Consider the following 25,890-nt stretch of genomic DNA (forward strand, 5'->3'; position numbering starts at 1 on the left):
CGCGCCGGGGGCGCGTCAGCGGCGCGCGGCGCGCTCCTTGCGGGCCGACATCCACGCGTACACCGGCACGCCCGCGAAGAGGAACAGCACGCCCTGGTAGACGGCCGCGTAGCCGGAGCCGGCGACCAGCCACAGGGAGAAGCCGAAGGCGAGGGCGGCGAGGAGCGCGTCCCGGACGAGGCGGCCGCGGTGGACGCGGTCGGTCTGTCCGGAGGCGAGGAAGTGGATCTGCGCGGCCGTGGACAGCAGGTAGGGGACGGTCGCGGTGAAGGTGGTGACGAGGACCAGGACCTCGAAGACGCCGTCGGAGCCGGCCGTGTAGTTGTACACGGTCAGCAGCGAGGCGAGGACGACGGTGACGAGGACGCCGACGGTCGGCACGCCGCGCTTCTTGCGGGCGAAGGCCGTCGGGAAGAGCCCGTCCCGGGCGGCGGCGTACGGCGTCTGGGCGCTGAGCAGCGTCCAGCCGTTCAGCGCGCCGACCATCGAGACCAGCGCCATGCACGCCACCGCGGTGCCGCCCCAGGAGCCGCCGAACATGGTGTTGACGGCGTCGGAGAAGGGCGCGTCGGAGGCGACGAGCTTGTCGTGGGCGACGGTGCCGAAGACGGAGAGGGTGCCGAGCAGGTAGAGCGCGGCGGCGCCGAGCGTGCCGAGGATGGTGGCGCGGCCGACGTTGCGCTCGGGGTCGCGGACCTCGCCGGCGCTGACGGCGGCCGACTCGACGCCGAGGTAGCTGAAGAGCAGGATCGCGGCGGAGGCGGAGATCGCGCCGAGGGCGCCGGAGTCGCCGCCCTGGAAGGGGCCGAGGTTGCCGGAGTCGAAGAAGAACAGCCCGCCGACGGCGACGAGGAGCAGCGGCACGAACTTCAGTACGGTGGCGACGAGCTGGACGGCGCCGACGTACCGCGTCCCGGCCAGGTTGGCGAGGGCGGGCAGCCACTGGAGGCAGAGGGCCGCCGCGATGGTCGCGGCGTGGAGTGGTCGACGGGGATCAGGACGTCGAGGTAGCCGACGGCGGCGACGGCGAGCGCCGCGTTGGAGACCCAGGTGGTGATCCAGTACGACCAGGCGGCGAGGAACCCGGCGAAGTCGCCGAAGGCCTCGCGGGCGTAGACGTAGGGGCCGCCGGTGCGGGGGTGGCGCCGGGCGAGGCGGCCGAAGACGAGCGCGAGGGCGATCGCGCCGACGGTGAGGACGGCGAAGGCGACCAGGCTGATGGTGCCGTACGGGGCGACGGACGCGGGGAGGAGGAAGATCCCGCCGCCGATGATGTTGCCCATGACCAGCGCGGTGGCGATCGGGAGACCGAAGCGCCGGGCGTGCTTGTTCTCGTGCGTGCCCGGCTGGTGGTCGGGGTGGTGCTGGTCGCGAGGGTGCTGGGGTGGGGTGAGGACCGTGGCCATGGGGGGTGCGGTGCGCCTTTCTCCGTATAAACCTCAGATATGGTCGAGGAGGGAGGGCGTCGCTCCAAATCACCCGTTTTTGTCCGGCGCGAGACCATCCGGAACCGGAAAAACTTCTTCCGCTTGCGTCCGCGGCGGCGATTCCTGCACGGCCCGTACGGTCTCCCCGAGCCCCTGCGACTCGCGCAGCCAGCGGCGCAGCACCCGGTGCACCTGCTCCGCGCCCACCAGATCGCCGCCGTCCTCCACCGGCGCCGACAGCGCCGGCGGGGACAGCAGGAACGGCCGCGCCTGCTCACCGCCGAGCCCGCCGTGGGAGCCGATCTGCTCCTCGAAGGCGTGCACCTCGCCCGTCGACGGCTCGTACGTCGAGTTGACCATGATGTCCGCGGCGTGCGGGAACGAGTCCGTGCGCCGGACGGCGTCGGCCGCGCCGGGGCCGAAGACGGCGAGCGGGCCGGCGTCGCCGTCGGTGAGCTCGTCGACCGGCACCTCGCGGCCGTCCGGGCCGATCACCACCGAGCCGTGCTCCTCGCTGCGCACCAGCACGAAACCGATGCCGGGGTGGCGGGCCAGGGTGGGCAGCAGGGCGGGGTGGCGGCGGTCGATCTCCTCGCGCGACAGGCGGTAGGGCACGTCCGGGAAGGAGATGAGCCCGAGGTTCCCGGAGGCGAGCACCACCGGCTCCGAGCCGCGCGGCGGGCGCACCTCGGCCGGCTCCTCCACCGGGCGGTGCAGGGCGCTGCGCAGCGCGCCGCGCGCCTCCGCGCCGGTCTGCGCGCGCCGGGCGCGGCGCGGGACGGGCAGCCCGCACGCGACGCGGACGAGGTCCTTCAGCGTCAGCCCGTACCGGCTCCGGAAGGTCTCGCCGGGGCTCTGGCCGTGGTCGGAGAGGAGCACGATCCGGTACGGGCGCGGCGCGTGCTCGGCGACCTCGGCGATGAGCGCGAGGGACCGGTCCAGCCGCTGGAGCACCTTGGCGGCGTCGCGGCTGTACGGCCCCGAGTGGTGGGCGACCTCGTCGAAGGCGACGAGGTCGGCGTAGACGGCGGGGCGGCCGGCGAGCACGTCGCCCATGACCGCCGCGACGACGACGTCCCGTTCGACGACGGTGGCGAAGGCGCGGATGAAGGGGTAGAGCCCGCCGCGGCGGACCCGCGGTGTCTCGCGGCGGAGGCGGGCCCGGGTGGACTGGCCGATCTCGCGCCCCACCTCGGCGACGAAGGAGACGGCGGTGCGGACGGCGTTGGCCGGGTCGCTGAAGTACGCGAAGTAGCCCGCCCTGGAGCGGTTTCCGCGGCCCCGGCGCGCCGTGACCGAGAGGACCAGGGCGAGTTGGCCGGCGCCGCCGCTGAAGAGGTTGCCGCGGCTCGCGCCGCCCCCGGCCAGCAGCCCGGGGTCACCGGTGCGCGCGACGGCGCGGCGCTGGAGTTCGGCGGCGCTGGCGGGCCGGTTGCTCACCATCAGCTGGCCGGTGTCCTTCTCGTACCAGCGGAAGGCGGGGACGTCGTGGTTGGAGCCGTGCAGCAGGGCGAGCTGGCTGGCGCCCGTCTGGCTGGACCAGTCGGTGCGCCACGGGGTGAGGCGGTGGGCGCCCGGGCCGTGGAGCCAGGACGCCACGGTCGGCATCAGACCGTCCTCGGTCGCGCGCAGCAGGAGGTCGTGGCCGACGCCGTCCAGTTGCAGGAAGACCACGCCCGGCGCGGACGCGTCGGGCCCGCGTGCGGAGCGGGGGCGGCGGCGGTCGGTGAGCCGGTAGAGCCTGCGGCGGTAGGCGTCGTCGTCGCGTACGGCGACGGCGGTGGAGGTCGCGGAGGCGACGGCGGACATCACGGCGGCGACCACGACGGCGTTCTCCGGGTCGGCCTGGCCGCGGCCGTCGGGGATCAGCGAGAGCGCGACGAGCAGCAGGGAGCCGTTGAGGAAGAAGACGAGCAGCCCGAGGACGAGGGCCGGGACGAGCAGCAGGGCGCGTACGACCAGGGGCCACACGAGCGCGCTCAGCAGTCCGAAGGCCCCGGCGCCCCAGGCGGCGGTGACGGCGGTCCGGGTGAGGGTGTCGCCGTCGTCGGACTGCAGCCGGAAGTCGGGGAGCAGCGCGGCGAGCGCCAGCATGGTGAGGCTCGACACCGCCCAGACCGCGACGACCCGCAGCACGGCGCTGCCGGTCCTCCGCCATCGCCTCTCCGCCACGCCGCCAGCCTTCCGCCGAGCCTGGCTCCAGCGTGGCACACGGAACGTCGACGCCGTCCGTGGAACGGGGTCAGCGGCCGTCGTAGCCGGCGGTCGGCATGGAGAGCCTGCGGTGCACGTGGGCCTTCATGGCCGCGTCGTACGCCGGCTCGTCGAACCCGGCCGTCTCCAGGCGTACGCCGCGGCGTTCGCACTCCGCGGAGAAGGCCCGCGCCGAGGTGACGGCCCGCTCCAGCACCCGCTCGTTGGGGGCGACGAACAGGTCCACGGCGCCCGCCTCGATGTCGGCCCACAGCATCCGGTGGTCGGGGCGCAGCCCGTAGAGCAGCAGCTGCCGGCTGACGACATAGCCCTGGTCGGCGGCCCAGCGCTCGCACATCGCGTGCTGGCTGCGGGTATCCACCAGGAACGGGTCGCGCTCGAGCTCCTCGAGCGGCGTCAGGCTGGCGATCGCCGCCACGCGTACGTCCTCCATGGGCCGACCCTACTCCGATCGGCTCCGCGTGAGGAGGCGCGGAACTACGCTCTAGGGAGCGTTCCGCTGAGCGGGCACCAGCGACGAGGAGGGTGGCGGGCCGGTGGAGGTCACCTGGTGGGGTCATGCCACCTGCACGGTCGAGGACTCCGGAGTGCGGGTGCTCACCGATCCGCTCTTCGCGCGCCGGCTGGCCCATCTGCGCCGGCGGCGGGGCGCGTTGCCGACGCCCGAGGCCGCGCGCGCCGACGCGGTGGTGGTCTCGCATCTGCACGGCGACCATCTGCACCTGCCGTCGCTGGCCCGGCTCGCGCCCGGCACCTCGCTGATCGTGCCGCGCGGCGCGACCCGCTCCGTGCCGGGGCTGCGCAGGCTGGACGGGCTGCGGATCACCGAGGTGGGGCCCGGTGACGAGGTGGCGGTGGAGCACCTGGTCGTACGGGCGGTGCCGGCGCTGCACGACGGGCGGCGGCTGCCGGTGGGGCCGCACCGCTCCCCCGCGCTCGGGTACGTGGTGACCGGTGAGGCGCGCACGTACTTCGCCGGGGACACCGGGCTGTTCGACGGGATGGCGGACGCGGTGGGCGAGGTGGACGTGGCGCTGCTGCCGGTCGGCGGCTGGGGGCCCTACCTGGGCCACGGCCACCTGGACGCGCGGCGGGCCGCGCAGGTGCTCGCCGCGCTGGGGCCGCGCGCGGCGGTGCCGGTGCACTACGGCACGTACTGGCCGATCGGGATGGACGCGGTCCGGCCGCACGAGTTCCACGCGCCGGGCGACGAGTTCGTACGGCACGCGGCGCGGCTCGCACCGGGGGTGGCGGTGCACCGGCTGGGGCACGGCGAGCGCGTACGGCCGGAGGTCCGGCCGTGATCGCCGTGCTGGGGGCCGGGTGGGGGCCGGGGCTGGCGGCGGGGCTGCCGCCGGAGCCGACGCAGCAGGCGATCGGCTATCCGTCACTGTTCCTGTTGGTGGCGCTGGGGGCGCTGGTCCCGGTGGTGCCGACGGGTGCGCTCGTCAGTTCGGCGACCGTGGTGGCGATCCACCAGACGGCGCCGTTCTCGCTGGCGGCGGTGTTCGCGCTGGCGGCCGGCGCGGCGTTCGCCGGGGACGTGGCGCTGTACTGGCTGGGCCAGCGGGGCGTGCGCTCGAAGAACGGCTCGCGGCTGCTGGGGGCGCTGAGCGACCGGGCGGCGCCGGACCGGCTCGAACAGGCCCGGGCCAAGCTGCGCACCCACGGAGTGTCGGTGCTGGTGCTGTCCCGGCTCCTCCCGGCGGGCCGGATCCCGGTGATGCTGGCGTGCCTGCTCTCCGGCATGCGGCTGGGAGGGTTCGTGCGCGGCGACATCCCGGCGTGCCTGGCGTGGGCCGCGACCTACCAGCTGATCGGCGTCCTGGGCGGCTCGCTGTTCGCCCGCCCCTGGGAGGGCGTGGCGGCCGCGGTGGGCCTGGCGCTGCTGATCAGCGCCGTGCCGGGGATCTGGCGGCGGCTACGGCGGTAGGGGGTGTCTGACGATTCCCGTCGTCCGCCCGGAGGGCGGGCCCGCGGCGCCTTGCGAGCGTGCGTGGCAGGCGTCGCGGGGCAGGCGGGAGTCGTCAGACACCCCCTAGCACCCGTGATCCGCCCACCGGCAGGTCCCAGAGGCGGTCGCGGGGCAGGCCGGCGGCGACCCAGGCGGCGTGCAGGCGGGTGAGGGGTTCCAGGACCGGCTCGGAGGAGAGGACGAAGGTGGCCCAGTGCATGGGCGCCATCACCCGGGCGCCGAGGTCCTGGAAGGCCTGGACCGCCTCCTCCGGGTCGGTGTGGACGTCGCGGAGCCACCAGCGCGGGGCGTAGGCGCCGATGGGGAGGAGCGCCAGGTCGATGCCGGGGTGGCGGCGGCCGATCTCCGCGAACCAGTGGCCGTAACCGGTGTCGCCCGCGAAGTAGACGCGCCGGCCGGCGGGGTCGGTCAGCACCCAGCCGCCCCACAGGGAGCGGCAGGTGTCGGTCAGGGTCCGCTTGGACCAGTGGTGGGACGGTACGAAGTCGAAGCGGGTGCCGTCGAGTTCGGCCGCCTCCCACCAGTCGAGCTCGGTGACGCGGGTGAAGCGGCGGCGGCGGAACCAGCGGCCGAGCCCCGCGGGGACGAAGACCGGCGTGTCGGGCGGCAGTCGCTTGAGGGTGGGGGCGTCGAGGTGGTCGTAGTGGTTGTGGCTGATGACGACGGCGTCGACGGGCGGCAGGTCCTCCCAGCGCACGCCGACGGGGGTGATGCGGGCGGGGGTGCCGAGGATGCGGCGGGACCAGACGGGGTCGGTGAGCACGGTGAGGCCGCCGACGCGGACGATCCAGCTGGCGTGGCCGACCCAGGTGACGGCGACGGTGCCGGCGTCGACGTCGACGTCGGGCAGCGGCTCGGGGGCGTACGGCAGCCTGGGGATGTCGCGCAGCCCGTCGCGGCCGGGCCGGACGGCGCCCTCCCTGGCCAGCCTGGCCATGGCGCGTACGCCCGGGAGGGGCGCGGTGAGCCGGTCGGCGAAGGATCTCGGCCAGGAGCGCACCTCACCGAGCGGGCGGAGGGCACCGCCCGCCACGGAGCCCGTACGGCCCGCCGGGGCCACCGGGGCCACCGGGGCCACCGGGGCCGTCCGTACGGTGGCCGTCGCGGCCGTGGCGGCGGCCGTCGCCGTCGTGGGGGACGTGGGTGACGTCTGTTCCGTCATCTGCGCGCTCCGTTCACCGTGGTCCTTGAAGATCGTGGAAAGCGGCTGCGAACGTGTCCAACGCTCGCGCGACATGCGGCAGTTCCAGTGGCCGCTGCGCCGTGAGGGCCTCCATACGCTCCTCCGCCGTGGCCCCGAGGAGCGGCCCGGTCGACAGCCGTACGCGCAGTGCGCCCAGCTCGTCGCCGAACCGGTGGCCGCCGGGAGCGGGCGCGCCCAGCCGGCCGGTGAGGTACTCCTCCAGCTCCATCGAGTCGGTGACGCCCCGCTCGGTGAGGCGTCCGCGCAGCGGCCCGAGGTCGGCGTAGAAGTGGCGCCCGGCCTGCGGCGGCAGGGCGAGCGCTCCGGCGGTCAGGACGGCGCGGTGCGCGGCGGCGGCCACGCTCGCGTGGAGCGCGGCCGCGGCGGCCGCCCGGGAGGTGACCGGTTCCGGCTCGCCGAGCGCGTGGGCGGCGGCCGCGGCGACGGGCCCCGCCACATGGGCGCCGAGCGCCGTGAGCAGGTCCAGGACGCGGGCGCGGCGGGCGGCGCCGGCCGGGGTGGACGGGAAGCGGGCGATCGCGGTGGGCCAGGCCGGCGGGGTCAGGGCGCCGGCGAGGTCGCAGAGGACGGTGACGTCCTCGGGGCACATCTCGGCGGGGCTGACCAGCACGGTGTCGTGCGGCCGGTGCAGGGTGTCGCGCCAGGTCTCGTCGCTGACGATGTGCAGGCCCTCGCCGACCGCCGCCTCGCACGTCTCGCGCACCAGCTCGGGCGGCGGGACGGTGGCGGTCGGGTCGTCGGCCACGCACAGCAGCAGCAGCACCGGGTGGCCGCCTTCGGCGCGCACCCGCCGCACGGTCTCCAGGAGGGCGTACGGGTCGGGTACGCCGCCGCATTCGGCGGGCGTGGGCACGGAGTACGCGGGTCTGCCGAGGAGCCGGGCCTGCGGGGCCCAGCCGGCGGGGCAGGGCCGGGGCAGCAGGACGTCGCCGCCGTGCGCGGCGATGAGCGCGGCGAGCAGCGGCTGCGCACCGGGGGCGGCGGCCAGGTCCTCGGGGTGGCAGCGCAGTCCGCGCCGCCACCAGTAGCCGCAGGCCGCGTCGCGCAGGACGGGGCCGCCGCCGGGCGGTTCGGCCTCGGTGCGGTCGGCGGCCGCGGCGAAGACGGCGACGAGTTCGGCGACCGTCGGCAGGCCGGCTTCGGGCGCCCCGGGCGCGTACCGCACGGGTCCCCGCCCCTCGGGGAGCGAGGGGGCCTCGGGGCCGTCCGCTGCCGGTTGCCGCATGCCTGTCTCCGCCCTGGCGTCCCTGCCGATGTCGGTGCTGTTGGTCTGGGGGACCCTGCCCGTGCACGGAGCCCGCTATCCGTCCCCAAAGCCTTTTATACGGATGTTCCCGGCAAGTCGCCGCTCCGCGTGGGGGCGGTCTTCGCCGGGCCCAGCCGGGCCAGTTCCTTCTCCAGGCCGCGGCCCCGGGTGCGTACGACACCGGCGGCGACGTCCGCGAGCTTGCGGTTGGTGAGCTGGGAGATCCGGCGCAGCACGGTGTGGGCCTCGGCGGCGTCGCAGCCGAGGACGTGCATCACGATGCCGCCGGCCTGGTCGATGACGGGGCGGGAGCGCAGCGCGGTGGACAGCTGGCCGACCTCGGTGAGTGCGGCGCGGTAGCGGCGGTCGCGGGCGAGGCCCGCGGTGATCTCCTCGCCGAGGATGGCGGCGGGTCCGTGGGCGGCGTCCTCCAGGGAGCCGGCCCGGAAGCCGTAGAGGTTCAGGGTCATGTCGATGCCGGCCCGGTGGAACGGGAGGGTGACACTGGCCCGGACGCCGGAGCCGAGGGCCATGGCCCGGTAGTCGGGCCAGCGGTCGTCGGTGAGGAGGTCCTCGGCGTCGACGGGTTCGCCGGTGTCGAGCGCCGTGTGGATGGGTCCGTCGCCGGAGTCGAGCTGGACGGCGACGAGGGCCGCCAGGTCCGGATGGGTGGCGGCGGTGCGGCGCTCGGACTCGCCGTCGCTGAGGGTGGCGACGGCCCCGCAGCACGCCGGGACCGACCGTACGCACTGCTCGGTGAGTTTCTGCAGCCTGCGGACGGTGGAGGCCGGTTCCGGGCCTTCGTACTCACGCTCGGGCAGCATCGCGGTCCTCCTTCCTCCGTGCGGTTGCCCCGCGCCCGCCGCGCGAAACGGGACCGCCGCCGCAGCCCGCCGCACGGCCACGGCGGTTACGGTGCTCCTATGACGGAGACCGACGCGTTCGGCGATGACCTCGCGGATTTCGTGCGCCGGGTCGGTGAGCTCCGCACCGCGCGGGCGCTTCCGGCCGACGAGCAGCAGGGCGTGCTGGACGCCGCCCTCTTCGAACTCCAGCATGCGGCAGAGTCGCTCTGGCCGCGCTACGAGCGGCTGGCGGCGCGGGCCCCGGACGGCACGACGGCCGACCGGCACGAGCGGCAGCTGCTGAAGACGCTGTTCCAGCGGCTGCCGCTGCCGGTGGTGCTGGTCGACCGCGACACGGTGGTACGGCGCATGAACTTCGCCGCGACCGGCCTGACCGGGGTGCGAGCCGGTTACGCCACCGGGCGGCCGCTCGCCGGGCTGCTGGTCTCCGCCGACCGGGCTCCGTTCCGTACGCAGGCGGCGGCCGCCGCGCGCGGGGAGGGCGGCCGCAGCCTGAGCGTGCGGCTGCAGGAGCGGCCGCACGATCCGGTGCGGGCCACGCTCGTCTCGCTGCCGCTGCCGGGCGAGCCGCAGCCGGCGGTGGTCGTGGTGCTCCAGCCGGGCGTGTCCGGGGCGGCCTCCCCGGTGGGGATGGACGCGGGCGCCGTGGGGCGGCGGCTGATGCCGCCGGACCTGGCGGTGACGACGCAGCGTGCCGAGATGCTGGACCTGGTCGACGCGATGGCGAGCGCCCTGCTGGGCGGCCCGCCGGGGGACGCCGACGCGGCCGTGGAGGCGGCGGGGCGGGTGCTGCACGGGCGGTTCGCCGACTGGGTGGTGATCGACACCGCGGACTCCGACGAAGCCTCCGTCCGGCGGCCGGTGCTGCGTCGCACCGTCGTACTGGGCCCGCCGTCCCCGGATGACGTCTCCGGGGACGGCGGGCCGCTGCTGAAGGCGGTGGCGGAGCAGGAGCCGGCGGACTGCCCCCTGGTGGTGGAGGCGGCCCGCGGCGGGGGCCCGGCGCTCCAGGTGCGGCCCGAGGACGCTCTCGCGTTCGGCGAGGACGCCTCGGGCGCCGCGGTCCTGGCGCGGGCCGGGGTGAGCTCGCTGCTGTGCCTGCCGCTGCCCGGCGACGGGCCGGGCGGCGGCGTGGCGGGGGTGCTGACGCTCTTCCGCACGGGGGCGCGGCGCGCGTTCTCGATGGCCGAGGCGCAGGCGGCGGACGTGATGTCCCGCCATGTGGCGCTGGCTATGCGGCGACGTCCCGCATGATGTCCTCCCGCAGCCGGGTGCAGCAGCGGCTGATCAGCCGGGACACGTGCATCTGGGAGATGCCGAGGTCCTCGGCGATCCTGCTCTGGGTCATGTCGCGGAAGAACCGCATGTAGAGGATCTTCTGTTCGCGTTCGGGCAGCGTGCGCAGCCGCGGTTTGACCGATTCGCGGTCCACCACGACGTCGAGGGCCGGATCGGGGCCGCCGAGCGCGTCGACGAGGGTGTAGCCGTCCTCGGTGCCGGGCAGTTCGGCGTCGAGTGACAGCGCGGTGAAGCTGTCCAGCGCCTCCAGTCCGGCCATGGCCTCTTCCTCGGTCATGCCGGCCTTCTCGGCGATCTCCGCCACGGTGGGGGCGCGGCCCCCCACCGTGTGCGAGAGCTCCTGGTAGGCGGCGCGGACGCGGCCCCGCAGGTCCTGGACGCGGCGCGGCACGTGGAGGGTCCACATGTGGTCGCGGAAGTGGCGCTTGATCTCGCCGGTGATGGTCGGCACGGCGAAGCTCTCGAAGGCGGCGCCGCGCGAGGGGTCGTACCGATCGACGGCCTTGACCAGGCCGAGCGCGGCGACCTGCTTGAGGTCCTCCAGTGACTCGCCGCGGTTGCGGAAGCGGCCGGCGAGCCGGTCCGCCATGGGCAGCCAGGCGCGCACGATGTCCTGCCGGACGGCTTCCCTCTCCTCCCCCTCCGGCAGCGAGGCCAGGCGCTGGAACGCCTCGGCGGTGTCGGGGGCGTCGTCGTGCGGATGCTTCGTGTGGGCGAGGGTAGGCATGATGCTTTTCAGCTCCCTGTACGGTGCTGACGGTTGGTGTCACCCCGAGGAAGAGCTCCCTTTCCGGGCACGCGGACACGCCCGGAGCGGGTGGGTCGCTCCCGCGGACGTGCCTCCGGTCCGAAGCACGAGATGCGCATGCCCGGGGCTTGCCCGAGCAAACACGTCGTTGCACTGATTCCACTGTCCTCGCGTTTCCGCGGATCGGCACCCGGTACCCGGGGCTGTGCTGCCTGTACGGCGGCGATGGCTACCCAGCGGTTCACTTCGGGAGGTACGCAGATGAGCAAGGACGTCGCCGACCAGATACTGGCGCGGCTGCGCGACTGGGGCGTCGAGTGCGTGTTCGGCTATCCGGGTGACGGGATCAACGGGCTGATCGCCGCCTGGGGCCGCGCGGAGGACCAGCCGCGGTTCATCCAGGCGCGGCACGAGGAGATGGCCGCGTTCCAGGCGGTCGGCTACGCGAAGTTCGGGCACCGCCTCGGGGTGTGCGTGGCGACCTCGGGGCCGGGGGCGATCCACCTGCTCAACGGGTTGTACGACGCCAAGCTGGACCACGTCCCGGTGGTGGCGATCGTGGGGCAGACCCACCGCAGCGCGATGGGCGGCTCGTACCAGCAGGAGGTCGACCTGCACGCGCTCTTCAAGGACGTCGCGTCGGACTTCCTCGCAGAGGTGAACGTCCCGGAGCAGATCCCCAACGTGCTGGACCGCGCCATCCGCACGGCGTACGGCCGCCGCTGCCCGACCGTGATCATCGTGCCCGGTGACGTACAGGAACTGCCGTACACGCCGCCCTCGCACGAGTTCAAGATGGTGCCCTCCAGCCTGGACCGCAGCGCGTGGACGGCGGTGCCGGCCGACGAGGCGGTGGAGCGGGCGGCCGAGGTCCTCAACTCCGGGGAGAAGCCCGCGATCCTCATCGGGCAGGGCGCCGCCTCCGCCCGCGCCGAGGTGCAGCAGGTCGCCGAGCTGCTGGGCGCGGGCGTCGCGAAGGCGCTCCTCGGCAAGGACGCGCTCTCGGACGAACTGCCCTACGTCACGGGGTCGATCGGCCTCCTCGGCACCCGGCCCTCCTGGGAGCTGATGCAGAAGTGCGACACCCTGCTGACGATCGGATCCTCCTTCCCGTACAGCCAGTTCCTGCCGGAGTACGGGCAGGCGAGGGCCGTGCAGATCGACATCGACCCGCACATGGCGGGGATGCGCTACCCGTACGAGGTGAACCTCATCGGCGACGCGGGCGCCACCCTGCGCCGGCTGGTGCCGCTGCTGCGGCGCCGGAAGAAGCGGGCGTGGCGGGAGCAGGTGGAGAAGTCCGTACGCCGGTGGGAGGAGGTCATGGAGCGGCGCGCCGCCCTGAGCGCCGACCCGGTGAACCCCGAGTACGTGGCGCGGGCCCTGTCGCCGCTGCTCCCCGACCGTACGCTGCTGACCTCGGACTCCGGCTCGGTCGCCAACTGGTACGCGCGGCACATCCGGATGCGCGGCGATATGCGGGGCTCGCTGTCGGGGACGCTCGCCACGATGGGCTGCGGGGTGCCGTACGCGATCGGCGCCAAGTTCGCGCACCCGGACCGGCCGGTGGTGGCGCTCGTCGGGGACGGCGCGATGCAGATGAACGGGCTGGCGGAGCTGATCACCGCCGCGAAGTACCGCCACCGCTGGGAGGACCCGCGGCTGGTCGTCGGCGTCTGGAACAACCGGGACCTCAACCAGGTCACGTGGGAGCTGCGGGCGATGGGCGACGCGCCCTCGTTCCTGCCGTCGCAGGAGCTGCCGGACGTGCCGTACGCGGCGTTCGCCGAGTCCCTCGGCCTGACGGGGATCCGGGTGGAGAAGCCGGACGAGGTGGTGGACGCCTGGGAGGAGGCGCTGGCGGCGAACGGCCCGGCGGTCGTCGAGTTCGTCACCGATCCGTCCGTGCCGCCGATTCCGCCGCACGCGACCTGGCAGCAGATGGAGTCGACGGCGGCGGCGCTGCTGAAGGGCGACCCGGAACGGGGCGCGGTGGTGAAGCGGGGCCTGAAGGCGAAGGTGCAGGAGTTCCTGCCGGGCGGGAAGTCGTAGCTCCCGGGCGAACAGGCATAAAACGGTCTTCGGGCGCGGACCGCCGTCCGCGCCCGAAGACCTGTCACCCCATATTCACCCCGTGGCCGCTCGGCCGTCCCGGCGGGTACCCGCGCCGACGGGTCCAAACCCCGGGTTTGCGACCGCCCCGTCGGGTACCCGCCGGGCGTCCGGAGAGGCACATAGTTCAGACGTGGAGGGTGCCATGGAGCGAGGGAGCGGCGGGCTCAGCCGTCGACGCGACGACGAGATGAAACACCAGCTCCAGGGGCTGCTGAGGTCGGGACACCCCACGAGGACCGAGGAGTGGCACGACCCGGAGCCGGTGGCGGAGGACGATCCCGACGTCCCGGCCAGCAGGGTCACCGCCGACCGGTTCGAGGCGCTGCGTCTGGAGCTCGGCCGGTATCTCGCGCGCACGCCCTTCCCGGCCCACCGTGGCGACCTGCTCCGGGTGCTGCGCGAGCGGCACGCCCCCGACCGCCTGGTGGAGCTCGTGTCCGAGCTGCCCGGTGACCCGACGTACCACAGCGTCCAGGACGTGGCGGTGGCCGTGCAGGGTGCGTGACCGAGGGCATGGGGGCGGCCCGCACGGGTACTCCGGGCGGCGGCACACGCGAGCGGGACGGGCGCGGAAGGCGGACAGGGACATGGCACAGCGGGCGCGGCTCGTGCGGGACGTCATGACGCCCGGTGTGGCGACCGTGCGGCCGGACGCCTCGCTCGTCGAAGCGGCGCAGGTCATGCGGGCCCAGGACATCGGAGACGTGCTCGTGGCGGAGGGGGACCGGGTCCTCGGCATGGTCACGGACCGCGACATCGCGGTGCGTGCGGTGGCCGACGGGGCCGATCCGCTCACCGTCAGCGCCCAGTCCGTGTGCACCCCCGACCCCGTGTGCGTGACCCCCGAGGACCACGTCGCGGACGCCGTGGAGCTGATGCGGCGCCACGCCGTCCGGCGACTGCCGGTGGTGGAGGACGGGCGGCCGCTCGGCATGGTGGCCCTCGGCGACCTGGCGGTGGCGCGGGACCCGGGGTCCGCCCTCGCCGACATCAGCCGCCGGGCCGAGCCGAACACATAGACGACCACGCAAGTACAGAGGAAGGGAGCGGAGAATCGTGCGCGTAGCGTTTCTCGTGGCGCCGGAAGGCGTCGAGCAGGTGGAACTGACCGACCCGTGGCAGGCGGTGGCCGACGCCGGTGACACCCCGGTGCTGGTGTCGACCGATTCGGGCAAGATCCAGGCGTTCAACCACCTGGACAAGGCGGACACGTTCCCGGTCGACGAGACCGTCGCCGACGCGTCCGCCGCGGACTTCGGCGCGCTCGTCCTGCCCGGCGGCGTCGCCAATCCGGACTTCCTGCGAATGGACGAGCAGGCGGTCGCCTTCGTCCGCGCGTTCTTCGACGCCGGGAAGCCGGTCGCGGCGATCTGCCACGGTCCGTGGACCCTGGTGGAGGCCGATGTCGTACGGGGCCGGACCCTGACGTCCTGGCCGAGTCTGAAGACCGACATCCGCAACGCCGGCGGCGAGTGGGTGGACGAACAGGTCAAGGTCTGCGAGGCGACGCCCAGCACGCTCGTCACGAGCCGCAAGCCGGACGACCTCAAGGCGTTCTGCGAGGCGTTCACCAAGGTGTTCGCCAAGGTTGCGCGGGGCTGACGCCCACGCCCCGGCCGGGCTCCTCGTCCCGCGCGGCGGACGAGGAGCCCCTTACTCGGACGCGGATGCGGATGCGGATCCGATCCCGTCCATGGAGGTGAGCCCCATGGCGAACACCCTGCTCGCACGGCACGCCGAGGCTCTGGAGGTGTTCGGCGCGCGCGTGCACGCGGTCCGCGACGACCAGTGGGACGCCCCGACGCCCTGCACCGAGTGGACGGTGCGCGACCTCGTCAACCACCTCACCGGTGAGCAGCTGTGGGTGGTGCCGCTGGTGCGGGACGGACTGACGATCGAGGAGGTCGGCGACCGGTTCGACGGCGACGTGCTCGGCGACGACCCCGTCGGGGTGTGGGACCGGGCGGCCACCGAGGCCGTCGAGGCGTTCCGGGAGGAGGGGGCCCTCAGACGTACGGTCCACCTCTCGTACGGCGAGACACCGGCCGAGGACTACTGCCACCAGATGGTGGACGACGCCGTCATCCACGCGTGGGACCTGTCCCGGGCGATCGGCGCGGACGAGCACCTGCCCAAGGCGCTCGTCGACTTCACCACCCGGGACATCGCCCCGCAGGCCGCCGGGCTGTCCAAGAGCGGCCTGTTCGCCCCGCCGGTGACGACACCGCCGGGCGCCGACGCGCAGACGAAGCTGCTGGCGATGGTCGGCCGCAAGGTCTGAGGGCCGCCCGCCCGGCACCCCGTCCGCAACGGACGACGACGTCCATGACGTACGACGCACGATGACGCACGACGTATGACGCACGACGCACGACGCACATCTGGCCTCCGGGAGGGAGCCATGCAACTCTCGTTTCTCTCCACCCTCTTCGACCGCCCCGGGCCGTGGGCGAGTGTCTATCTGGACACCTCAAGGGTGGACGAGTCCACCAAGGAGCGGCGGGCGCTCCAGGCCAAGGAGGTCTGTCACGAACTCCGGTCCCAGGGGTGCGACCCGGAGACCGAGCGGGCCGTGTACGAAGCGCTGACGGACGAGCCGCGCCCGCCGGGTGAGGCCGGTCGGGCGGTGTTCGCCGCGCACGGCGAGGTCGTCCTCGACCCGCCGCTGGGCGTACGGCCCCCGTGGCCGTCCGAGGTCACCTGGTCGGCGCTGCCGCACCTGGGCCCGCTCCTGGACCTGGCGACGCAGGAACCGGTCTGCCTGGTCGCGTACATCGACCGCGCCGGAGCCGACCTGGAGCTGCGCACACCGCTCGGCGGGCGTCCGGCCGGCCATGTGGAGGGCCGCTCCTGGCCGTTGCGCCGCCATGGGACCGCGGACTGGTCCGAGCGGCACTTCCAGCTCAAGGTCGAGAACACCTGGGAGGAGAACGCAGCCGAGATCGCCGAGGCCCTCACCGCGTGCGAGCGCGAGACCGGCGCCGATCTGATCGTGCTCGCCGGTGATCCGCGCGAGCGGCGCTCCGTGCACGAGCGGCTGGCCCCGGACATCCGGGCGCTCACCGTGGAGAGCGACCACGGCGGACGCGCGGCCGGCGCGAGCAGGCGGCTGCTGGACGAGGACGTGGAAGCCGCCCGCCAGGAGCACATGCGGCGCCTGGCCGCCCAGGAGCTGGACCGGTTCCGGGCCGCCCGCTCCACCGGCGGCGGCCGCCCGGAGGGTGCGGCCGAGGGCGTGCCCGCGCTGATCGAGGCGGCCCGGGAGCACCGGATCGCCGAGTTGTTGATCCGTACGGAGGGCCCGGACGCGCACCGCGAGGTGTGGGTGGGCGCGGAGCCGGACCAGATCGCGGTGCGCCGCAACGAGACGCAGTACCTGGGCGAGACCGAGCCCATGCCGGCCCGCGCCGACGACGCGCTGATCCGCTCGGCGGTGATGACAGGGGCGGAGGTGCTGCGGGTACGGCCGGAGATCGAGGACGAGGTCCCGGTCGGCGGGCTGGGCGCGCTGCTGCGCTGGCCGTACGACGAGAGCGAGCGGGAGAGGGAGGTGGAGCCGGCGTAGTCCCGTGGGTCCCTCCCGCGGCTGAGCGGGGCTCCGAGGGGCCCCTCCCGCGGCTGAGCGGGGCTCCGAGGGGCCCCTCCCGCGGTGGAGCAGGCCGGGTGCCGCCCTCGGGTGGCGGCGCCCGGCCGCCTGCGTGCGCCCGCGTGCGCCGTTGTCGGCTTCGTAGGCCCTGGAAGGGGTAAGCGCCTCCCATGCCCCATGACCATGCCGCCCACACCACCGCGCAGGCCGCCGACCCCGTCCGTTCCCGAGTCACCGCGCTGCTCGGCGCCTGGGACCGGGACGTCTTCCACCGGGTGGCCACCCGCCACTGGCCGGGCGCCGAGCCCCTGCTCCCCCGGCTGAGCCACAGCGCCAACCACGGGATGCTGTGGTTCGGCGCGGCGGCCGGGATCGCGGCGCTCGGGCGCGGGGCGCGGGCGCGGCGGGCGGCCGTGCGCGGGGTGGCGTCGCTCGCGGTGGCGTCGGCCACCATCAACACCGTCGGCAAGCGGTCGGTGCGGCGGGCGCGCCCCGTGCTGGACGCCGTGCCGATGGTGCGGCGGCTGAAGCGGCAGCCGATCACCACGTCGTTCCCGTCGGGCCACTCGGCGTCGGCGGCGGCCTTCGCGACGGGTGTGGCGCTGGAGTCGCGTGGCTGGGGGGCGGTCGTGGCGCCGGTGGCCGCCGCCGTGGCGCTCTCCCGGATCTACACGGGCGCGCACTACCCGAGCGATGTGCTGGTGGGCGCGGCCCTCGGGGTGGGCGCCGCCTTCGCCGTACGGGGCCTGGTGCCGACCCGGTCGCAGCTCCCGGCGCCGGGGCGGCCGCACGCCGACGCGCCCGCCCTGCCGGGCGGGGCCGGCCTGGTCGTCGTGGTCAACGAGGAGTCGGGGTCGGACTCCGCGGCGGCCGCCGCGCTGGTCCAGGACGCGCTGCCGCGCGCGGACGTGCGTGCGTGTGCCCCGGAGGCCGTGGAAGAGGAGCTGGAGGCCGCGGCGGATCGGTGCCGGGCCCTGGGCGTGGTGGGCGGCGACGGCACGGTCAACCGGGCGGCGGCGGTGGCGGCCCGGCACCGGGTGCCGCTGGCGGTCTTCCCCGGCGGGACGCTCAACCACTTCGCGTACGACCTGGGCGTCGAGTCCGTCCACGACACCTGCCGCGCGCTGACCGCGGGTGACGCCGTACGGGTGGACCTGGGGCGGTTCACGCCCGGCCCGGACGGCGCGGCCCACGGCTACTTCGTCAACACCTTCAGCCTGGGCGTGTACCCGGAGCTGGTGCGGCTGCGGGAGCGCTGGGCGCCGCGGATCGGCGGCTGGCCGGCCGGGGTGCTCGGGGCGCTGCGGCTGCTGCGCGGCGAGCACCCGCTGGAGGCCGAGCTGGGCGGCGAACGGCACGCGCTGTGGCTGCTGTTCGCCGGCAACTGCCTGTACCGGCGGATGGGCCCGACCCCCGGGCACCGCGCCGAGCTGGCGGACGGCCTGCTGGACGTGCGGGTGGTACGGGCCGGCCGGCTGCCGGGGCTGCGGCTCCTGGCGGCGGTCCTCGCGGGCCCGCTGAGCCGCTCCCCCGTGCACGCGGCGGTGTCGCTGCGGCGGCTGCGGATCGCGGGGCTCGCCCCCGGCACCGTACTGGCGTACGACGGCGAGGTGACCGAGGCGCCGCCGGAGCTGCTGGTCGACAAGGTGGACGAGGCGCTCACCGTCTACCGGCCGCAGGTACGCGCCTAGGAAATACCCCTCACCGGGCCAGCGCGGCCGCGTCCCCCATCACGATCACGGGCTCCTTCGCCGGGTCCAGGGCGAGCAGCAGCTCCCGCATGCGCTCCAGGGGCAGGGAGACGCAGGCCCGGGTGGGGCCGCCGTGGTCGACGTGGATCCACACGCCGCCGCCCTTGGCGAGGCCGAGGGGGCGGGTCTTGTTCAGGGGCGTGGTGCCGGGGACGCGGTTGTAGTCGATGGCCACGACGTGGTCGAAGGAGCCTTCGAGCGGCTCGCCGAGGAACCCGGTGCCGGACATGTTGAACTCCTCGTCCTGGTCGTAGGGCAGCCGGGTGCCGGGGTCGGGCAGACGGCCGCCGGCGTCGCCGATCCGGAAGACGCCGATGGGCGTGCGCAGGTCATCGGCGTGGTGGTCGTCGGTCCAGCCGCGCAGGGCGTTGTGCGCCTGCCACGGTTCGGTGACCGGGTGCCAGCCGCGTACCGGGTCGTGCCCGTACAGGACGGCGGTGGAGCGGGAGGAGTCGGGGCCCTCGCCCGTGACGACGAGCGCCTGCCGGGTGGTGGCCGGGATCCGCGCGCGGGTGAGCGGCCCGATGCCGGGGAGCTCGGCGGGCCGGGGGGCGAGCGCGGGCGCCGGCTTGGCGGGGGCTCCGGGCGCGGGGGCGGTCGCGGCCTGCGCCGGGCGGGCCGTGGGGGCGGAGGACGGCTCGGCGCATCCGGTGAGCAGGAGGCCGGCGCAGAGGGGGGTCAGCAGCGCGGCGAGGAGGGGCATGTCCGATCTTGTGGCCATGAAACACGATGATCGGCCGATCGTCCCGCTCCCGCACGGCGGTGACGGCAGACGGGCGGTACCCCGCCCTGGGCCGTGTACACGTTCGAATCGGGGGCACCCGAAGGGTGGAGGTGCATTATGGTTCCCATCCTTCTGGTGCTGCTACTCATCCTGATCCTCTTCGGCGCCGGGTTCGCGGTGGAGGCGCTGTGGTGGATCGCGGTGGCGGTCCTGGTGATCTGGTTGCTCGGGTTCCTGTTCAGGACGTCGTCGGGCGGCACGCGGTCCCGCTGGTACCGCTGGTAGGGGGTGACGGTTCGGAGATCACAACAAGGGGCCGAGCGGTCCCAGATCGATGTTCAAGTCCTCCGGCGCGAGTCCGAACCTCGTCCGGAGGACTTCCATGCGGTCCTCCAGCAGCATCAGGGTCAGGCCGATCCGCTCCTCCTGCTCCTCGGTCAGCTCCCCGCCCTCCACGCGGCGCAGCGCCTGCCGCTCCATGAGCTGACGCAGGAGCTCGACGACGGTGAGGACCAGCCGGGCGAGGTCGCGCTCGACGGTGTCGGGGTCCAGCTCGACGCGGCGGCGCTGCTCGCTCATACCCGCTCCCCCACGATCTCCCCCGCGATCTCCCCCGCGACCTTCCCGGTGGTCTGCCCGGCCGGCTCCCACGGCGACGGCACCTGGGCGCTCACCGAGCTGACCAGCGCCTTGAGGTCGACGCGGACGAGGTCGACGTCGGCGATGCTCAGCGTGAGGTCGCCGCTGATGACCACGCCTCCGGCGAGCAGCCGGTCGAGCAGGTCCACGAGGGCGATCCGCCGCTCTTCGACGCTCACGCGGCCTCCTCCTCCGCGATCCCCGCGAAGGAGTACGGCGCCCAGGGCCCGGTCAGCTCCACCCGGACGCCCTCCTCGGACGCCCCCCGCACCAGCTGGACGAAGCCCTCGCCGCGCTCCCGGTCGATGAGGTAGGCGGCGTTGAGGACGTTGACGCCCCCGGCGCCGGACAGTTTGGCGTCCTGCGGCGGGTGGACGGTGGCGGCCTCCGCGTGCCGGGAGAGCTCGTCGTGCAGGCGGCGCGCCAGGTCCTCCGCGCGCCGCAGCCCGGCCTCCTGGCCGCGCCGCTGCTGGAGCCGGCGGCGCAGGTAGTCGCGTCCGCCGCCGGCGGCGGGCGCCGCCGCGGGCTGCCGGGGCTCCTGCCGCGGTTCCGGCTCCGGTTCCGGTTCCGCGTACACCTTCACCCCCCACTCCACCCGGCCGTCCAGCCGCTCCAGGGCGCGGACGAACCGGTCGTGGCCCTCCTCCAGCAGCCGCCGCACGCCGCTGTCGTCGCGGCACACCGTGGCGAGCCGCAGCGGAAGCGGGCAGGTCACGGTGGTCAGGGCGGCGATGACCGCGTCGTGGGCGCGCGCGGTGGCGGCCAGCCAGTCCAGGTCCTCCAGGCGCGCGCGCAGCGGGGCCTCGTCGAAGTCCTCGGCGGGGACGGCGCCCACCACGGCGACGAGGTCGCCGTGGCGGAGCAGCCGCGGCGGCTGGTCCCCGATGGCGCGGAGCCCCTCGGGCAGGACGCCGTCGAAGGGCCGGCACACGGCGTAGACGTACCGCAGCCGCGGGGTGCGGGGGGCGGCGGGGGTGACGGTCATGCGGTGCGCTCCTCCAGCTCGGCGATCCGGCGCTGCAACTCCTCGTTCTCGCGGGCCAGTTCGCGCTGGCGGGCGCCCGAGGAGAGGGCGGGGTCGCTCTCCCACCAGTCGATGCCCATCTCCTTGGCACGGTCGACGGACGCGACGACGAGACGCAGCTTGATGGTCAGCAGCTCGATGTCGAGCAGGTTGATCTTGATGTCGCCGGCGATGACCACGCCCTTGTCGAGGACGCGTTCGAGGATGTCGGCGAGGTTGGCGCTGCTGCCTTCGGCGGCGTACGGGCTCGGAAGGCCCCGGCTGGGGGTGGTCATGTCGGTCTCGTACCCTTCTCCAGGCGGTCGAGGAGCTCGTCCTCCCGGCGGTCGAATTCCGCCTCGTCGATCTCGCCCGCCTCCAGCATCTCGGCGAGGCGGGCGAGTTCGCGCTGTACGGCGGCGGGGTCGTAGTACTGCCGCTCCGCCTCCGCCACCACCTGGCGCAGCACCCAGGCGGTGCCGCGCAAGGGGGCGGCGGGTAGCAGGAGCAGCTCACCCAGCAGGCCCATACCGGAGCCTCTCCCCTCTACTCCACGAAGCTGTAGGGCGGCAGCGGCCCGTTCAGGTGCAGCTGGAGGTGGCCGTGGTGCTTGGCGAGGGCCTCGCAGGCCGCGACGAAGCCGTCGGCGGCGTCCCGGTCCACGAGGAAGGAGATGTTCGCCAGCCAGCCGGTGGACTCGGGTCCGGGCCGGATGTCCGCGGCCTCGCCCTGCAGGGCCTCCTGGACGAGTACCGCGTCGCGCGCCTCGCGCTGCTTGACGGCGGCCGCCACCCGCTCGCCGAGGGCGATCTTCTGCTCGTAGGTGCCGCCGCCCGCCGCGCGGTTGGCCTCGCTGAGCGCCCGCAGGTCGGGGTCGTCGGCGAGCACCTGGTGCAGGACGGCGTCCTGGTCGTGGGAGGCCTTGACGTTGTACTCGACCTTGTTGTCGAGGGCGTCGAGCCGCTCCAGGTAGTGGTCCTGGCGTTCGGCGAGGACCGCGACGACCGTGTCGTCGTCGGGCGAGACGCCGCCGAAGCGCATGGGCAGCACCGGGCCGTCCACGCCGGCCCCGGCGAGCACGTTCTGGTGGGCGAGCAGGTCGCGCCGCTTGGGGCGCAGCTCCTCGGGCGCGTCGCTCACGAGCGCCGTCAGGCCGCCCTCCGTGAGGATCCGGACGGGCTTGGGCGGGTCGCCGATGCCGCAGGTCCCCTTGGGGAGTCCGGGGTGTGAGCTCCGTGTGATGCCGTAGACGTACGTGCTCACTTCTCCTCTTCCTCCTTCTTCCGCGACGACGAGCGGCTGGACGAACGGCTGAGGGTGTCGGACAGGGTCTCGGCGGCGCCCTGGAGGGCGCCCTTCGTCTTGCCGCGCGCTCCGGACTCGGTCATGTCGTTGACCAGCTCGGGCAGGCCCGGGTTCTTGCGGGGGCCGGCCTCCAGGTCGAGGCGGTTGCACGCCTCGGCGAAGCGCAGGTAGGTGTCGACGCTGGCGACGACGACACGGACGTCGATCTTCAGGATCTCGATGCCGACGAGCGAGACGCGGACGAACGCGTCGATCACGAGCCCGCGGTCCAGGACGAGTTCCAGGACGTCGTACAGGCCACTGGTACCGCCGGAACCGCCTCCGGCCGGACCGCCTGTCTGTGTGGCTACGGTCATGGTGTGGCTCCCTCCCTGAGGGGTTGTCAGTTGGCGCCTCAGCGCTGCCGGTCGGCCCGGCCGCGTTCGTAGCGGCGCACGCGCCGGTAGCCGGTGAGCTCGCCGTCCTCGTCGAGTTCGACGTCGTAGGACGCGAGCAGGCTCATCGTCTCGGGGACGCGGGTCAGTTCGACCACTTCGACGGTCAATCTCCAGCCGTCGTCGGTGCGCTGGAAGGACGACACCGATTCGGCGGTCAGCCCGGTGAGTTCGGCGAGCTGTTCGCACGCGCGGCGCAGGGTCTCTGATGTGTTGGCCATGACTTCATGCGGGTTGCCGCCACAGGGAGCCCGCAAACACGGGAACGCGGATCCCGCAAGTCCGGACGGCGTCAATCCCCTCGGCGCAGGGCGTCCAGCCGCCCGCGGACCGTCGGTCCGAGGACGCGCGGCCGGGCCGCTTCGGCGTCCCAGGGCCGGGTGCACGCCTGCTCCAGCGCGGTGCGCACGGTCCAGCGGCGGGCGTGCGTGGCGGGCTCGTCGAGCTGCTCCCACGTCAGCGGCGCGGCGACGGGTGCGCCCGGCAGGGCGCGTACGGACCAGGGCGCGACGGCGGTCTGGGCGTAGCCGTTGCGCTGCACGTCGAGGTAGAGGCGGCCGCCGCGGGCCTGTTTGCGGGCGGCGGTGGTCAGCGCGTCGGGGTGGCGGGCGGCGAGGGTGTCCGCGACGTCCCGGGCGAAGGCGCGCACGTCGTCGTGGCCGGTGCGCCCGGCGAGCGGCACGACGACGTGCAGGCCCCGGGAGCCGGTGGTCATCGGCACGCCGGACAGGCCGAGGGGGTGTCTTGTCGATCCGGCCGGATCAGGGAGCGGGGTCTGGTGCCGTGTATCGCAAGGCGGAGGAGGGAGCCACTGCGGTGGGGGCACCCCCGTGCCCGCAGGGCTACGGGGGCCATTGGCGACCGACGACAACGCGGCGAGGCGCGGTGCCAGGCGTCGCGAGCCCGGCAAGATCGGCAAGACACCTAGGGCGTCGAGCAGCTCGCGCAGGGCGTGCGCGGCGCGGCGTACGGCGTCGAAGTCGTCACCGGCCGGGTCGAGGTCGAACACCATGCGGTCGGGCCACCGGGGCCGGTCTGCCTTCGCCAACCAGCGGTGCAGGGTGAGGGCGGCCTGGTCGGCGAGGTGGAGCAGGGTGGCGGTGTCGTCGCACACGGTGTGGGTGATGGTGCCGCCCTCCTTGTGCAGCTCGGCGCGGCGCACCCACTCCGGGTAGCCGTCCGGGGTGTCCTTCTGCATGAAGCGGCACCCCGACGCCGTCGGGGTGCCGCTCCAGCATCAAAGGGCGGCCGCGCAGGTGCGGCAGCATGAACGGCGCGACCGCGCGGTAGTACGCGGCGAGGTCGGCCTTGGTCAGTCCGTCGTCGGGGAAGAGGACCTTGTCGGGCCGGTGGACCTCCACGGTCCTGCGCCCGGCCCGCAGGGCGGTGCGGGTCTGGGTCTGTGCGCTCATCGGGGCCCCGTACCCGGCGTGCCGCCGGGTACACGGAACGCCCCGGCCGGCTGCCCGCGGAGCGGGACCGGTCGGGGCGTCGCGGGGAGCGCGTCAGGCCGTCACGCCGCTCTCCACCGCCAGCTTCACCGCCGCGGCGATCGAGTCGGCGTCGATACCCACCGCGTGCAGCTGCTCCTCCGGTGTCGCCGAGGTCGGCATGGCGCGGACGCCGAGGCGGACCAGGCGCGGGGCCGGCCGGCCGTCGGAGAAGGCCTCGGCGACCGCGTCGCCCAGGCCGCCCTCGGGATGGTGGTCCTCGACCGTGATGAGGCAGCCCGTGGCGGTCGCGGCGGCGGTCAGCGTCTCGGTGTCGACGGGCTTGACCGAGTACAGGTCGATGACGCGTACCGGGATGCCGTGCTCGGCCAGCAGGTCGGCCGCCTTGAGGGCCTCGTGCACCGTGACCCCGGCCGCCACGAGGGTGGCGCGGTCGTCGTCGCCGCCCCCGCGCAGGACCTTGCTGCCGCCGACCGGGAACTCCTCGTCGGGCCCGTACAGGACCGGGGCGTCGCCGCGCGAGGTGCGCAGGTAGCGGATGCCGGACAGGTCGGCCATCGTGGCGACGAGCCGGGCGGTCTGGTTGGCGTCGCACGGGTAGAGCACGGTGCTGCCGTGGACCGCGCGGAGCATGGCCAGGTCCTCCAGGCCCATCTGGGACGGCCCGTCCTGACCGATGGCGACGCCCGCGTGGGAGCCGACCAGATTGATGCCGGCGCGGCTGACGGCGGCCATGCGGATGAAGTCGTACGCCCGGGTGAGGAAGGCCGCGAACGTCGACGCGTACGGGACGTACCCGCGCGTCTGGATGCCGACGGCCGCCGCGACGAGCTGCTGTTCGGCGATGTAGCACTCGAAGTACCGGTCGGGGTGGGCCTTGGCGAAGAACTCGGTGCGCGTGGAGTCGCTCACCTCCGCGTCGAGCGCCACCACGTCGGCGCGCGCCGAGCCGAGGGCCTCCAGGGCGTGCCCGTACGCGGTGCGGGTGGCGACCGTGTCGCCGACGTCGTAGCGCGGCAGCTCGACGGTGCCGCGCGGGGCGCGCCGGGGCGCGCTCACGTCCGGCGGGCTCTGTACGGACACGTGGTGGGGGTGCGGGCCGCCCAGCTCCTCGATGGCGGCGTCCGCGTCCTTGAGCGGCTTGCCGTGGAAGCCCTCCCGGTCCTCGACCGCGGCGACCCCGCGCCCCTTGCGGGTGGCGGCGAGGATCGCGGTGGGCTGCCGGATGGTGGAGCGGGCCTCGGCGTAGGCGCGGTCGACGGCCTGGACGTCGTGCCCGTCGACCTCGACCACGTGCCAGCCGAAGGCGTGCAGGCGCCGGGCGTAGGCGCCGAGGTCGTGTTCGTGGCGGGTGGGCCCGCGCTGGCCGAGCCGGTTGACGTCGACGACGAGGGTGAGGTTGTCGAGCTGGTTGTACGCGGCGTGCTCGACCGCCTCCCACACCGAGCCCTCCGCCATCTCGCTGTCGCCGGACAGGACCCAGACGCGGTACGGCGCCTGGTCGAGGCGCTTGCCCGCGAGCGCCATGCCGACACCGACGGGCAGGCCCTGCCCGAGGGACCCGGTGGCCACGTCCACCCAGGGCAGCCGGGGCGTGGGGTGCCCTTCGAGGCGGCTGCCGAGGGTGCGGTAGGTGGCGAGCTCCTCGTCGTCGATGGCGCCGGCGGCCCGGTACATGGCGTAGAGCAGGGGCGTGGCGTGGCCCTTGGAGAGCACGAACTTGTCGTTGCCGGGGTGGTCGGGCCGGTCGAAGTCGTAGCGCAGGTGGTGCGCGAGGAGGACGGCGCCGAGCTCGGCGGCGGACATCGAGGACGTGGGGTGCCCGGAGCCGGCGGCTGCCGAGGCCCGGACCGCGTCGACCCTCAACTGCTGGGCGAGTGAGGCGAGTTCTTCGTAGTGCATG

Annotated in this window: 27 protein-coding genes and 3 pseudogenes; 11 read left to right on the plus strand and 19 right to left on the minus strand. The window is 74.5% G+C overall.

Annotation, left to right across the window (positions count from 1 at the left end):
- Positions 1-15 precede the first annotated feature (15 nt).
- The 3 genes and pseudogenes from AB0A69_RS05680 to AB0A69_RS05690 form a co-directional block, all read right to left on the minus strand.
- Positions 16-1,406 (minus strand): annotated as a pseudogene (locus AB0A69_RS05680) (amino acid permease).
- 69 nt (positions 1,407-1,475) lie between these two features.
- Entirely contained in the window at positions 1,476-3,599 is a 2,124-nt protein-coding gene (locus AB0A69_RS05685; RefSeq protein ID WP_361415689.1) for a phage holin family protein, read from the minus strand.
- A 70-nt stretch (positions 3,600-3,669) separates the two neighbouring features.
- Positions 3,670-4,074 carry a hypothetical protein gene (locus AB0A69_RS05690; protein ID WP_361415691.1) on the minus strand — a complete coding sequence of 135 codons (405 nt, stop codon included), beginning with the start codon at positions 4,072-4,074 and terminating at the stop codon, positions 3,670-3,672.
- A 103-nt stretch (positions 4,075-4,177) separates the two neighbouring features.
- Here AB0A69_RS05690 and AB0A69_RS05695 point away from each other — a divergent pair, with 103 nt between their 5' ends.
- Positions 4,178-4,945, plus strand: a complete 768-nt coding sequence (locus tag AB0A69_RS05695) for an MBL fold metallo-hydrolase (RefSeq protein WP_361415693.1) — start codon at positions 4,178-4,180, stop codon at positions 4,943-4,945.
- Entirely contained in the window at positions 4,942-5,574 is a 633-nt protein-coding gene (locus tag AB0A69_RS05700; RefSeq protein ID WP_361415695.1) for a VTT domain-containing protein, read from the plus strand. Before AB0A69_RS05695 ends, AB0A69_RS05700 begins: the two co-directional genes overlap by 4 nt.
- Before the next feature lie 94 nt (positions 5,575-5,668).
- On the opposite strand, the gene AB0A69_RS05705 is transcribed toward AB0A69_RS05700, so the two are convergent.
- The 3 genes from AB0A69_RS05705 to AB0A69_RS05715 all read right to left on the minus strand — a co-directional run bounded on the left by AB0A69_RS05705 (position 5,669) and on the right by AB0A69_RS05715 (position 8,890).
- Positions 5,669-6,778: an MBL fold metallo-hydrolase gene (locus AB0A69_RS05705; protein ID WP_361415697.1), complete on the minus strand. Its 1,110-nt coding sequence runs from the start codon at positions 6,776-6,778 to the stop codon at positions 5,669-5,671.
- Positions 6,779-6,791: 13 nt separating this feature from the next.
- Positions 6,792-8,045, minus strand: a complete 1,254-nt coding sequence (locus AB0A69_RS05710) for an aminotransferase class I/II-fold pyridoxal phosphate-dependent enzyme (RefSeq protein ID WP_361415699.1) — start codon at positions 8,043-8,045, stop codon at positions 6,792-6,794.
- Between the two features lie 95 nt (positions 8,046-8,140).
- The gene (locus AB0A69_RS05715) at positions 8,141-8,890 is read right to left on the minus strand and encodes a GAF and ANTAR domain-containing protein (RefSeq protein WP_361415701.1); all 750 of its coding nucleotides are present in this window, start codon (positions 8,888-8,890) and stop codon (positions 8,141-8,143) included.
- Positions 8,891-8,989: 99 nt separating this feature from the next.
- On the opposite strand from AB0A69_RS05715, the gene AB0A69_RS05720 reads away from it, so the two are divergent.
- Positions 8,990-10,186, plus strand: coding sequence for a PAS domain-containing protein (locus AB0A69_RS05720; protein ID WP_361415703.1), 1,197 nt, complete (start codon positions 8,990-8,992; stop codon positions 10,184-10,186).
- Here AB0A69_RS05720 and AB0A69_RS05725 read toward each other — a convergent pair.
- The gene (locus tag AB0A69_RS05725; RefSeq protein WP_361415705.1) at positions 10,164-10,958 is read right to left on the minus strand and encodes an RNA polymerase sigma factor SigF; all 795 of its coding nucleotides are present in this window, start codon (positions 10,956-10,958) and stop codon (positions 10,164-10,166) included. The genes AB0A69_RS05720 and AB0A69_RS05725 overlap by 23 nt on opposite strands.
- Before the next feature lie 282 nt (positions 10,959-11,240).
- On the opposite strand from AB0A69_RS05725, the gene AB0A69_RS05730 reads away from it, so the two are divergent.
- The 7 genes from AB0A69_RS05730 to AB0A69_RS05760 all read left to right on the plus strand — a co-directional run bounded on the left by AB0A69_RS05730 (position 11,241) and on the right by AB0A69_RS05760 (position 18,371).
- Positions 11,241-13,031, plus strand: a complete 1,791-nt coding sequence (locus tag AB0A69_RS05730; RefSeq protein ID WP_361415707.1) for a thiamine pyrophosphate-requiring protein — start codon at positions 11,241-11,243, stop codon at positions 13,029-13,031.
- A 205-nt stretch (positions 13,032-13,236) separates the two neighbouring features.
- On the plus strand, positions 13,237-13,599 hold the full coding sequence (locus AB0A69_RS05735; RefSeq protein WP_361415709.1) for a DUF2795 domain-containing protein: 363 nt from the start codon (positions 13,237-13,239) through the stop codon (positions 13,597-13,599).
- Between the two features lie 82 nt (positions 13,600-13,681).
- Positions 13,682-14,113, plus strand: a complete 432-nt coding sequence (locus AB0A69_RS05740; RefSeq protein WP_361415711.1) for a CBS domain-containing protein — start codon at positions 13,682-13,684, stop codon at positions 14,111-14,113.
- 37 nt (positions 14,114-14,150) lie between these two features.
- The gene (locus AB0A69_RS05745) at positions 14,151-14,696 is read left to right on the plus strand and encodes a type 1 glutamine amidotransferase domain-containing protein (RefSeq protein ID WP_361415713.1); all 546 of its coding nucleotides are present in this window, start codon (positions 14,151-14,153) and stop codon (positions 14,694-14,696) included.
- 106 nt (positions 14,697-14,802) lie between these two features.
- Positions 14,803-15,375, plus strand: a complete 573-nt coding sequence (locus AB0A69_RS05750) for a TIGR03086 family metal-binding protein (protein WP_361415715.1) — start codon at positions 14,803-14,805, stop codon at positions 15,373-15,375.
- A gap of 120 nt (positions 15,376-15,495) precedes the next feature.
- Positions 15,496-16,659: a Vms1/Ankzf1 family peptidyl-tRNA hydrolase gene (locus AB0A69_RS05755; protein ID WP_361415717.1), complete on the plus strand. Its 1,164-nt coding sequence runs from the start codon at positions 15,496-15,498 to the stop codon at positions 16,657-16,659.
- Between the two features lie 191 nt (positions 16,660-16,850).
- Positions 16,851-18,371 (plus strand): phosphatase PAP2 family protein, encoded by a 1,521-nt coding sequence (locus AB0A69_RS05760; RefSeq protein ID WP_361415719.1) that lies wholly within the window; start codon positions 16,851-16,853, stop codon positions 18,369-18,371.
- Between the two features lie 10 nt (positions 18,372-18,381).
- Here AB0A69_RS05760 and AB0A69_RS05765 read toward each other — a convergent pair whose 3' ends face one another.
- A complete protein-coding gene (locus AB0A69_RS05765; protein WP_361415721.1) occupies positions 18,382-19,152 on the minus strand; it encodes a hypothetical protein in 771 nt (256 codons plus the stop codon).
- A 120-nt stretch (positions 19,153-19,272) separates the two neighbouring features.
- On the opposite strand from AB0A69_RS05765, the gene AB0A69_RS05770 reads away from it, so the two are divergent.
- Positions 19,273-19,440, plus strand: coding sequence for a hydrophobic protein (locus AB0A69_RS05770; protein ID WP_361415723.1), 168 nt, complete (start codon positions 19,273-19,275; stop codon positions 19,438-19,440).
- A gap of 18 nt (positions 19,441-19,458) precedes the next feature.
- On the opposite strand, the gene AB0A69_RS05775 is transcribed toward AB0A69_RS05770, so the two are convergent.
- The 11 genes and pseudogenes from AB0A69_RS05775 to AB0A69_RS05825 all read right to left on the minus strand — a co-directional run bounded on the left by AB0A69_RS05775 (position 19,459) and on the right by AB0A69_RS05825 (position 25,889).
- Positions 19,459-19,734, minus strand: a complete 276-nt coding sequence (locus AB0A69_RS05775) for a gas vesicle protein K (RefSeq protein WP_361415725.1) — start codon at positions 19,732-19,734, stop codon at positions 19,459-19,461.
- Positions 19,731-19,973, minus strand: coding sequence for a gas vesicle protein (locus tag AB0A69_RS05780; RefSeq protein ID WP_361415727.1), 243 nt, complete (start codon positions 19,971-19,973; stop codon positions 19,731-19,733). The genes AB0A69_RS05775 and AB0A69_RS05780 overlap by 4 nt, the downstream gene beginning before the upstream one ends.
- On the minus strand, positions 19,970-20,779 hold the full coding sequence (locus AB0A69_RS05785; protein ID WP_361415729.1) for a GvpL/GvpF family gas vesicle protein: 810 nt from the start codon (positions 20,777-20,779) through the stop codon (positions 19,970-19,972). Before AB0A69_RS05785 ends, AB0A69_RS05780 begins: the two co-directional genes overlap by 4 nt.
- Positions 20,776-21,093, minus strand: coding sequence for a gas vesicle protein (locus AB0A69_RS05790; RefSeq protein WP_361415731.1), 318 nt, complete (start codon positions 21,091-21,093; stop codon positions 20,776-20,778). The genes AB0A69_RS05785 and AB0A69_RS05790 overlap by 4 nt, the downstream gene beginning before the upstream one ends.
- Positions 21,090-21,326, minus strand: coding sequence for a gas vesicle protein GvpG (locus AB0A69_RS05795; protein WP_361415733.1), 237 nt, complete (start codon positions 21,324-21,326; stop codon positions 21,090-21,092). Before AB0A69_RS05795 ends, AB0A69_RS05790 begins: the two co-directional genes overlap by 4 nt.
- A 17-nt stretch (positions 21,327-21,343) precedes the next feature.
- A complete protein-coding gene (locus tag AB0A69_RS05800) occupies positions 21,344-22,060 on the minus strand; it encodes a GvpL/GvpF family gas vesicle protein (protein WP_361415735.1) in 717 nt (238 codons plus the stop codon).
- Positions 22,057-22,458 carry a gas vesicle structural protein GvpA gene (locus tag AB0A69_RS05805; protein ID WP_361415737.1) on the minus strand — a complete coding sequence of 134 codons (402 nt, stop codon included), beginning with the start codon at positions 22,456-22,458 and terminating at the stop codon, positions 22,057-22,059. Before AB0A69_RS05805 ends, AB0A69_RS05800 begins: the two co-directional genes overlap by 4 nt.
- A gap of 38 nt (positions 22,459-22,496) precedes the next feature.
- Positions 22,497-22,757: a gas vesicle protein gene (locus AB0A69_RS05810; protein ID WP_361415739.1), complete on the minus strand. Its 261-nt coding sequence runs from the start codon at positions 22,755-22,757 to the stop codon at positions 22,497-22,499.
- A gap of 71 nt (positions 22,758-22,828) precedes the next feature.
- A pseudogene (locus tag AB0A69_RS05815) lies at positions 22,829-23,251 on the minus strand (DNA primase small subunit domain-containing protein); the annotation flags it as partial.
- Between the two features lie 204 nt (positions 23,252-23,455).
- Positions 23,456-23,948: pseudogene (locus AB0A69_RS05820) on the minus strand (ATP-dependent DNA ligase); the annotation flags it as partial.
- A gap of 93 nt (positions 23,949-24,041) precedes the next feature.
- Positions 24,042-25,889: a transketolase gene (locus tag AB0A69_RS05825; RefSeq protein ID WP_361415741.1), complete on the minus strand. Its 1,848-nt coding sequence runs from the start codon at positions 25,887-25,889 to the stop codon at positions 24,042-24,044.
- Position 25,890: the final 1 nt, after the last annotated feature.

Origin of the sequence: Streptomyces sp. NPDC045431, from assembly GCF_040646655.1 — a bacterium.
GTDB lineage: Bacteria > Actinomycetota > Actinomycetes > Streptomycetales > Streptomycetaceae > Streptomyces.

What these genes read in the sequence shown, in the direction of transcription:
- AB0A69_RS05735 (WP_361415709.1), top strand. Translation starts at nt 13,237, where the DNA reads ATGGAGCGAGGGAGCGGCGGGCTCAGCCGTCGACGCGACGACGAGATG.
- AB0A69_RS05825 (WP_361415741.1), bottom strand. Translation starts at nt 25,889, where the DNA reads ATGCACTACGAAGAACTCGCCTCACTCGCCCAGCAGTTGAGGGTCGAC.
- AB0A69_RS05690 (WP_361415691.1), bottom strand. Translation starts at nt 4,074, where the DNA reads ATGGAGGACGTACGCGTGGCGGCGATCGCCAGCCTGACGCCGCTCGAG.
- AB0A69_RS05785 (WP_361415729.1), bottom strand. Translation starts at nt 20,779, where the DNA reads ATGACCGTCACCCCCGCCGCCCCCCGCACCCCGCGGCTGCGGTACGTC.
- AB0A69_RS05760 (WP_361415719.1), top strand. Translation starts at nt 16,851, where the DNA reads ATGCCCCATGACCATGCCGCCCACACCACCGCGCAGGCCGCCGACCCC.
- AB0A69_RS05770 (WP_361415723.1), top strand. Translation starts at nt 19,273, where the DNA reads ATGGTTCCCATCCTTCTGGTGCTGCTACTCATCCTGATCCTCTTCGGC.
- AB0A69_RS05710 (WP_361415699.1), bottom strand. Translation starts at nt 8,045, where the DNA reads ATGCGGCAACCGGCAGCGGACGGCCCCGAGGCCCCCTCGCTCCCCGAG.
- AB0A69_RS05750 (WP_361415715.1), top strand. Translation starts at nt 14,803, where the DNA reads ATGGCGAACACCCTGCTCGCACGGCACGCCGAGGCTCTGGAGGTGTTC.
- AB0A69_RS05805 (WP_361415737.1), bottom strand. Translation starts at nt 22,458, where the DNA reads ATGACCGTAGCCACACAGACAGGCGGTCCGGCCGGAGGCGGTTCCGGC.
- AB0A69_RS05715 (WP_361415701.1), bottom strand. Translation starts at nt 8,890, where the DNA reads ATGCTGCCCGAGCGTGAGTACGAAGGCCCGGAACCGGCCTCCACCGTC.
- AB0A69_RS05725 (WP_361415705.1), bottom strand. Translation starts at nt 10,958, where the DNA reads ATGCCTACCCTCGCCCACACGAAGCATCCGCACGACGACGCCCCCGAC.
- AB0A69_RS05730 (WP_361415707.1), top strand. Translation starts at nt 11,241, where the DNA reads ATGAGCAAGGACGTCGCCGACCAGATACTGGCGCGGCTGCGCGACTGG.
- AB0A69_RS05755 (WP_361415717.1), top strand. Translation starts at nt 15,496, where the DNA reads ATGCAACTCTCGTTTCTCTCCACCCTCTTCGACCGCCCCGGGCCGTGG.
- AB0A69_RS05790 (WP_361415731.1), bottom strand. Translation starts at nt 21,093, where the DNA reads ATGACCACCCCCAGCCGGGGCCTTCCGAGCCCGTACGCCGCCGAAGGC.
- AB0A69_RS05775 (WP_361415725.1), bottom strand. Translation starts at nt 19,734, where the DNA reads ATGAGCGAGCAGCGCCGCCGCGTCGAGCTGGACCCCGACACCGTCGAG.
- AB0A69_RS05795 (WP_361415733.1), bottom strand. Translation starts at nt 21,326, where the DNA reads ATGGGCCTGCTGGGTGAGCTGCTCCTGCTACCCGCCGCCCCCTTGCGC.
- AB0A69_RS05740 (WP_361415711.1), top strand. Translation starts at nt 13,682, where the DNA reads ATGGCACAGCGGGCGCGGCTCGTGCGGGACGTCATGACGCCCGGTGTG.
- AB0A69_RS05705 (WP_361415697.1), bottom strand. Translation starts at nt 6,778, where the DNA reads ATGACGGAACAGACGTCACCCACGTCCCCCACGACGGCGACGGCCGCC.
- AB0A69_RS05810 (WP_361415739.1), bottom strand. Translation starts at nt 22,757, where the DNA reads ATGGCCAACACATCAGAGACCCTGCGCCGCGCGTGCGAACAGCTCGCC.
- AB0A69_RS05720 (WP_361415703.1), top strand. Translation starts at nt 8,990, where the DNA reads ATGACGGAGACCGACGCGTTCGGCGATGACCTCGCGGATTTCGTGCGC.
- AB0A69_RS05765 (WP_361415721.1), bottom strand. Translation starts at nt 19,152, where the DNA reads ATGGCCACAAGATCGGACATGCCCCTCCTCGCCGCGCTGCTGACCCCC.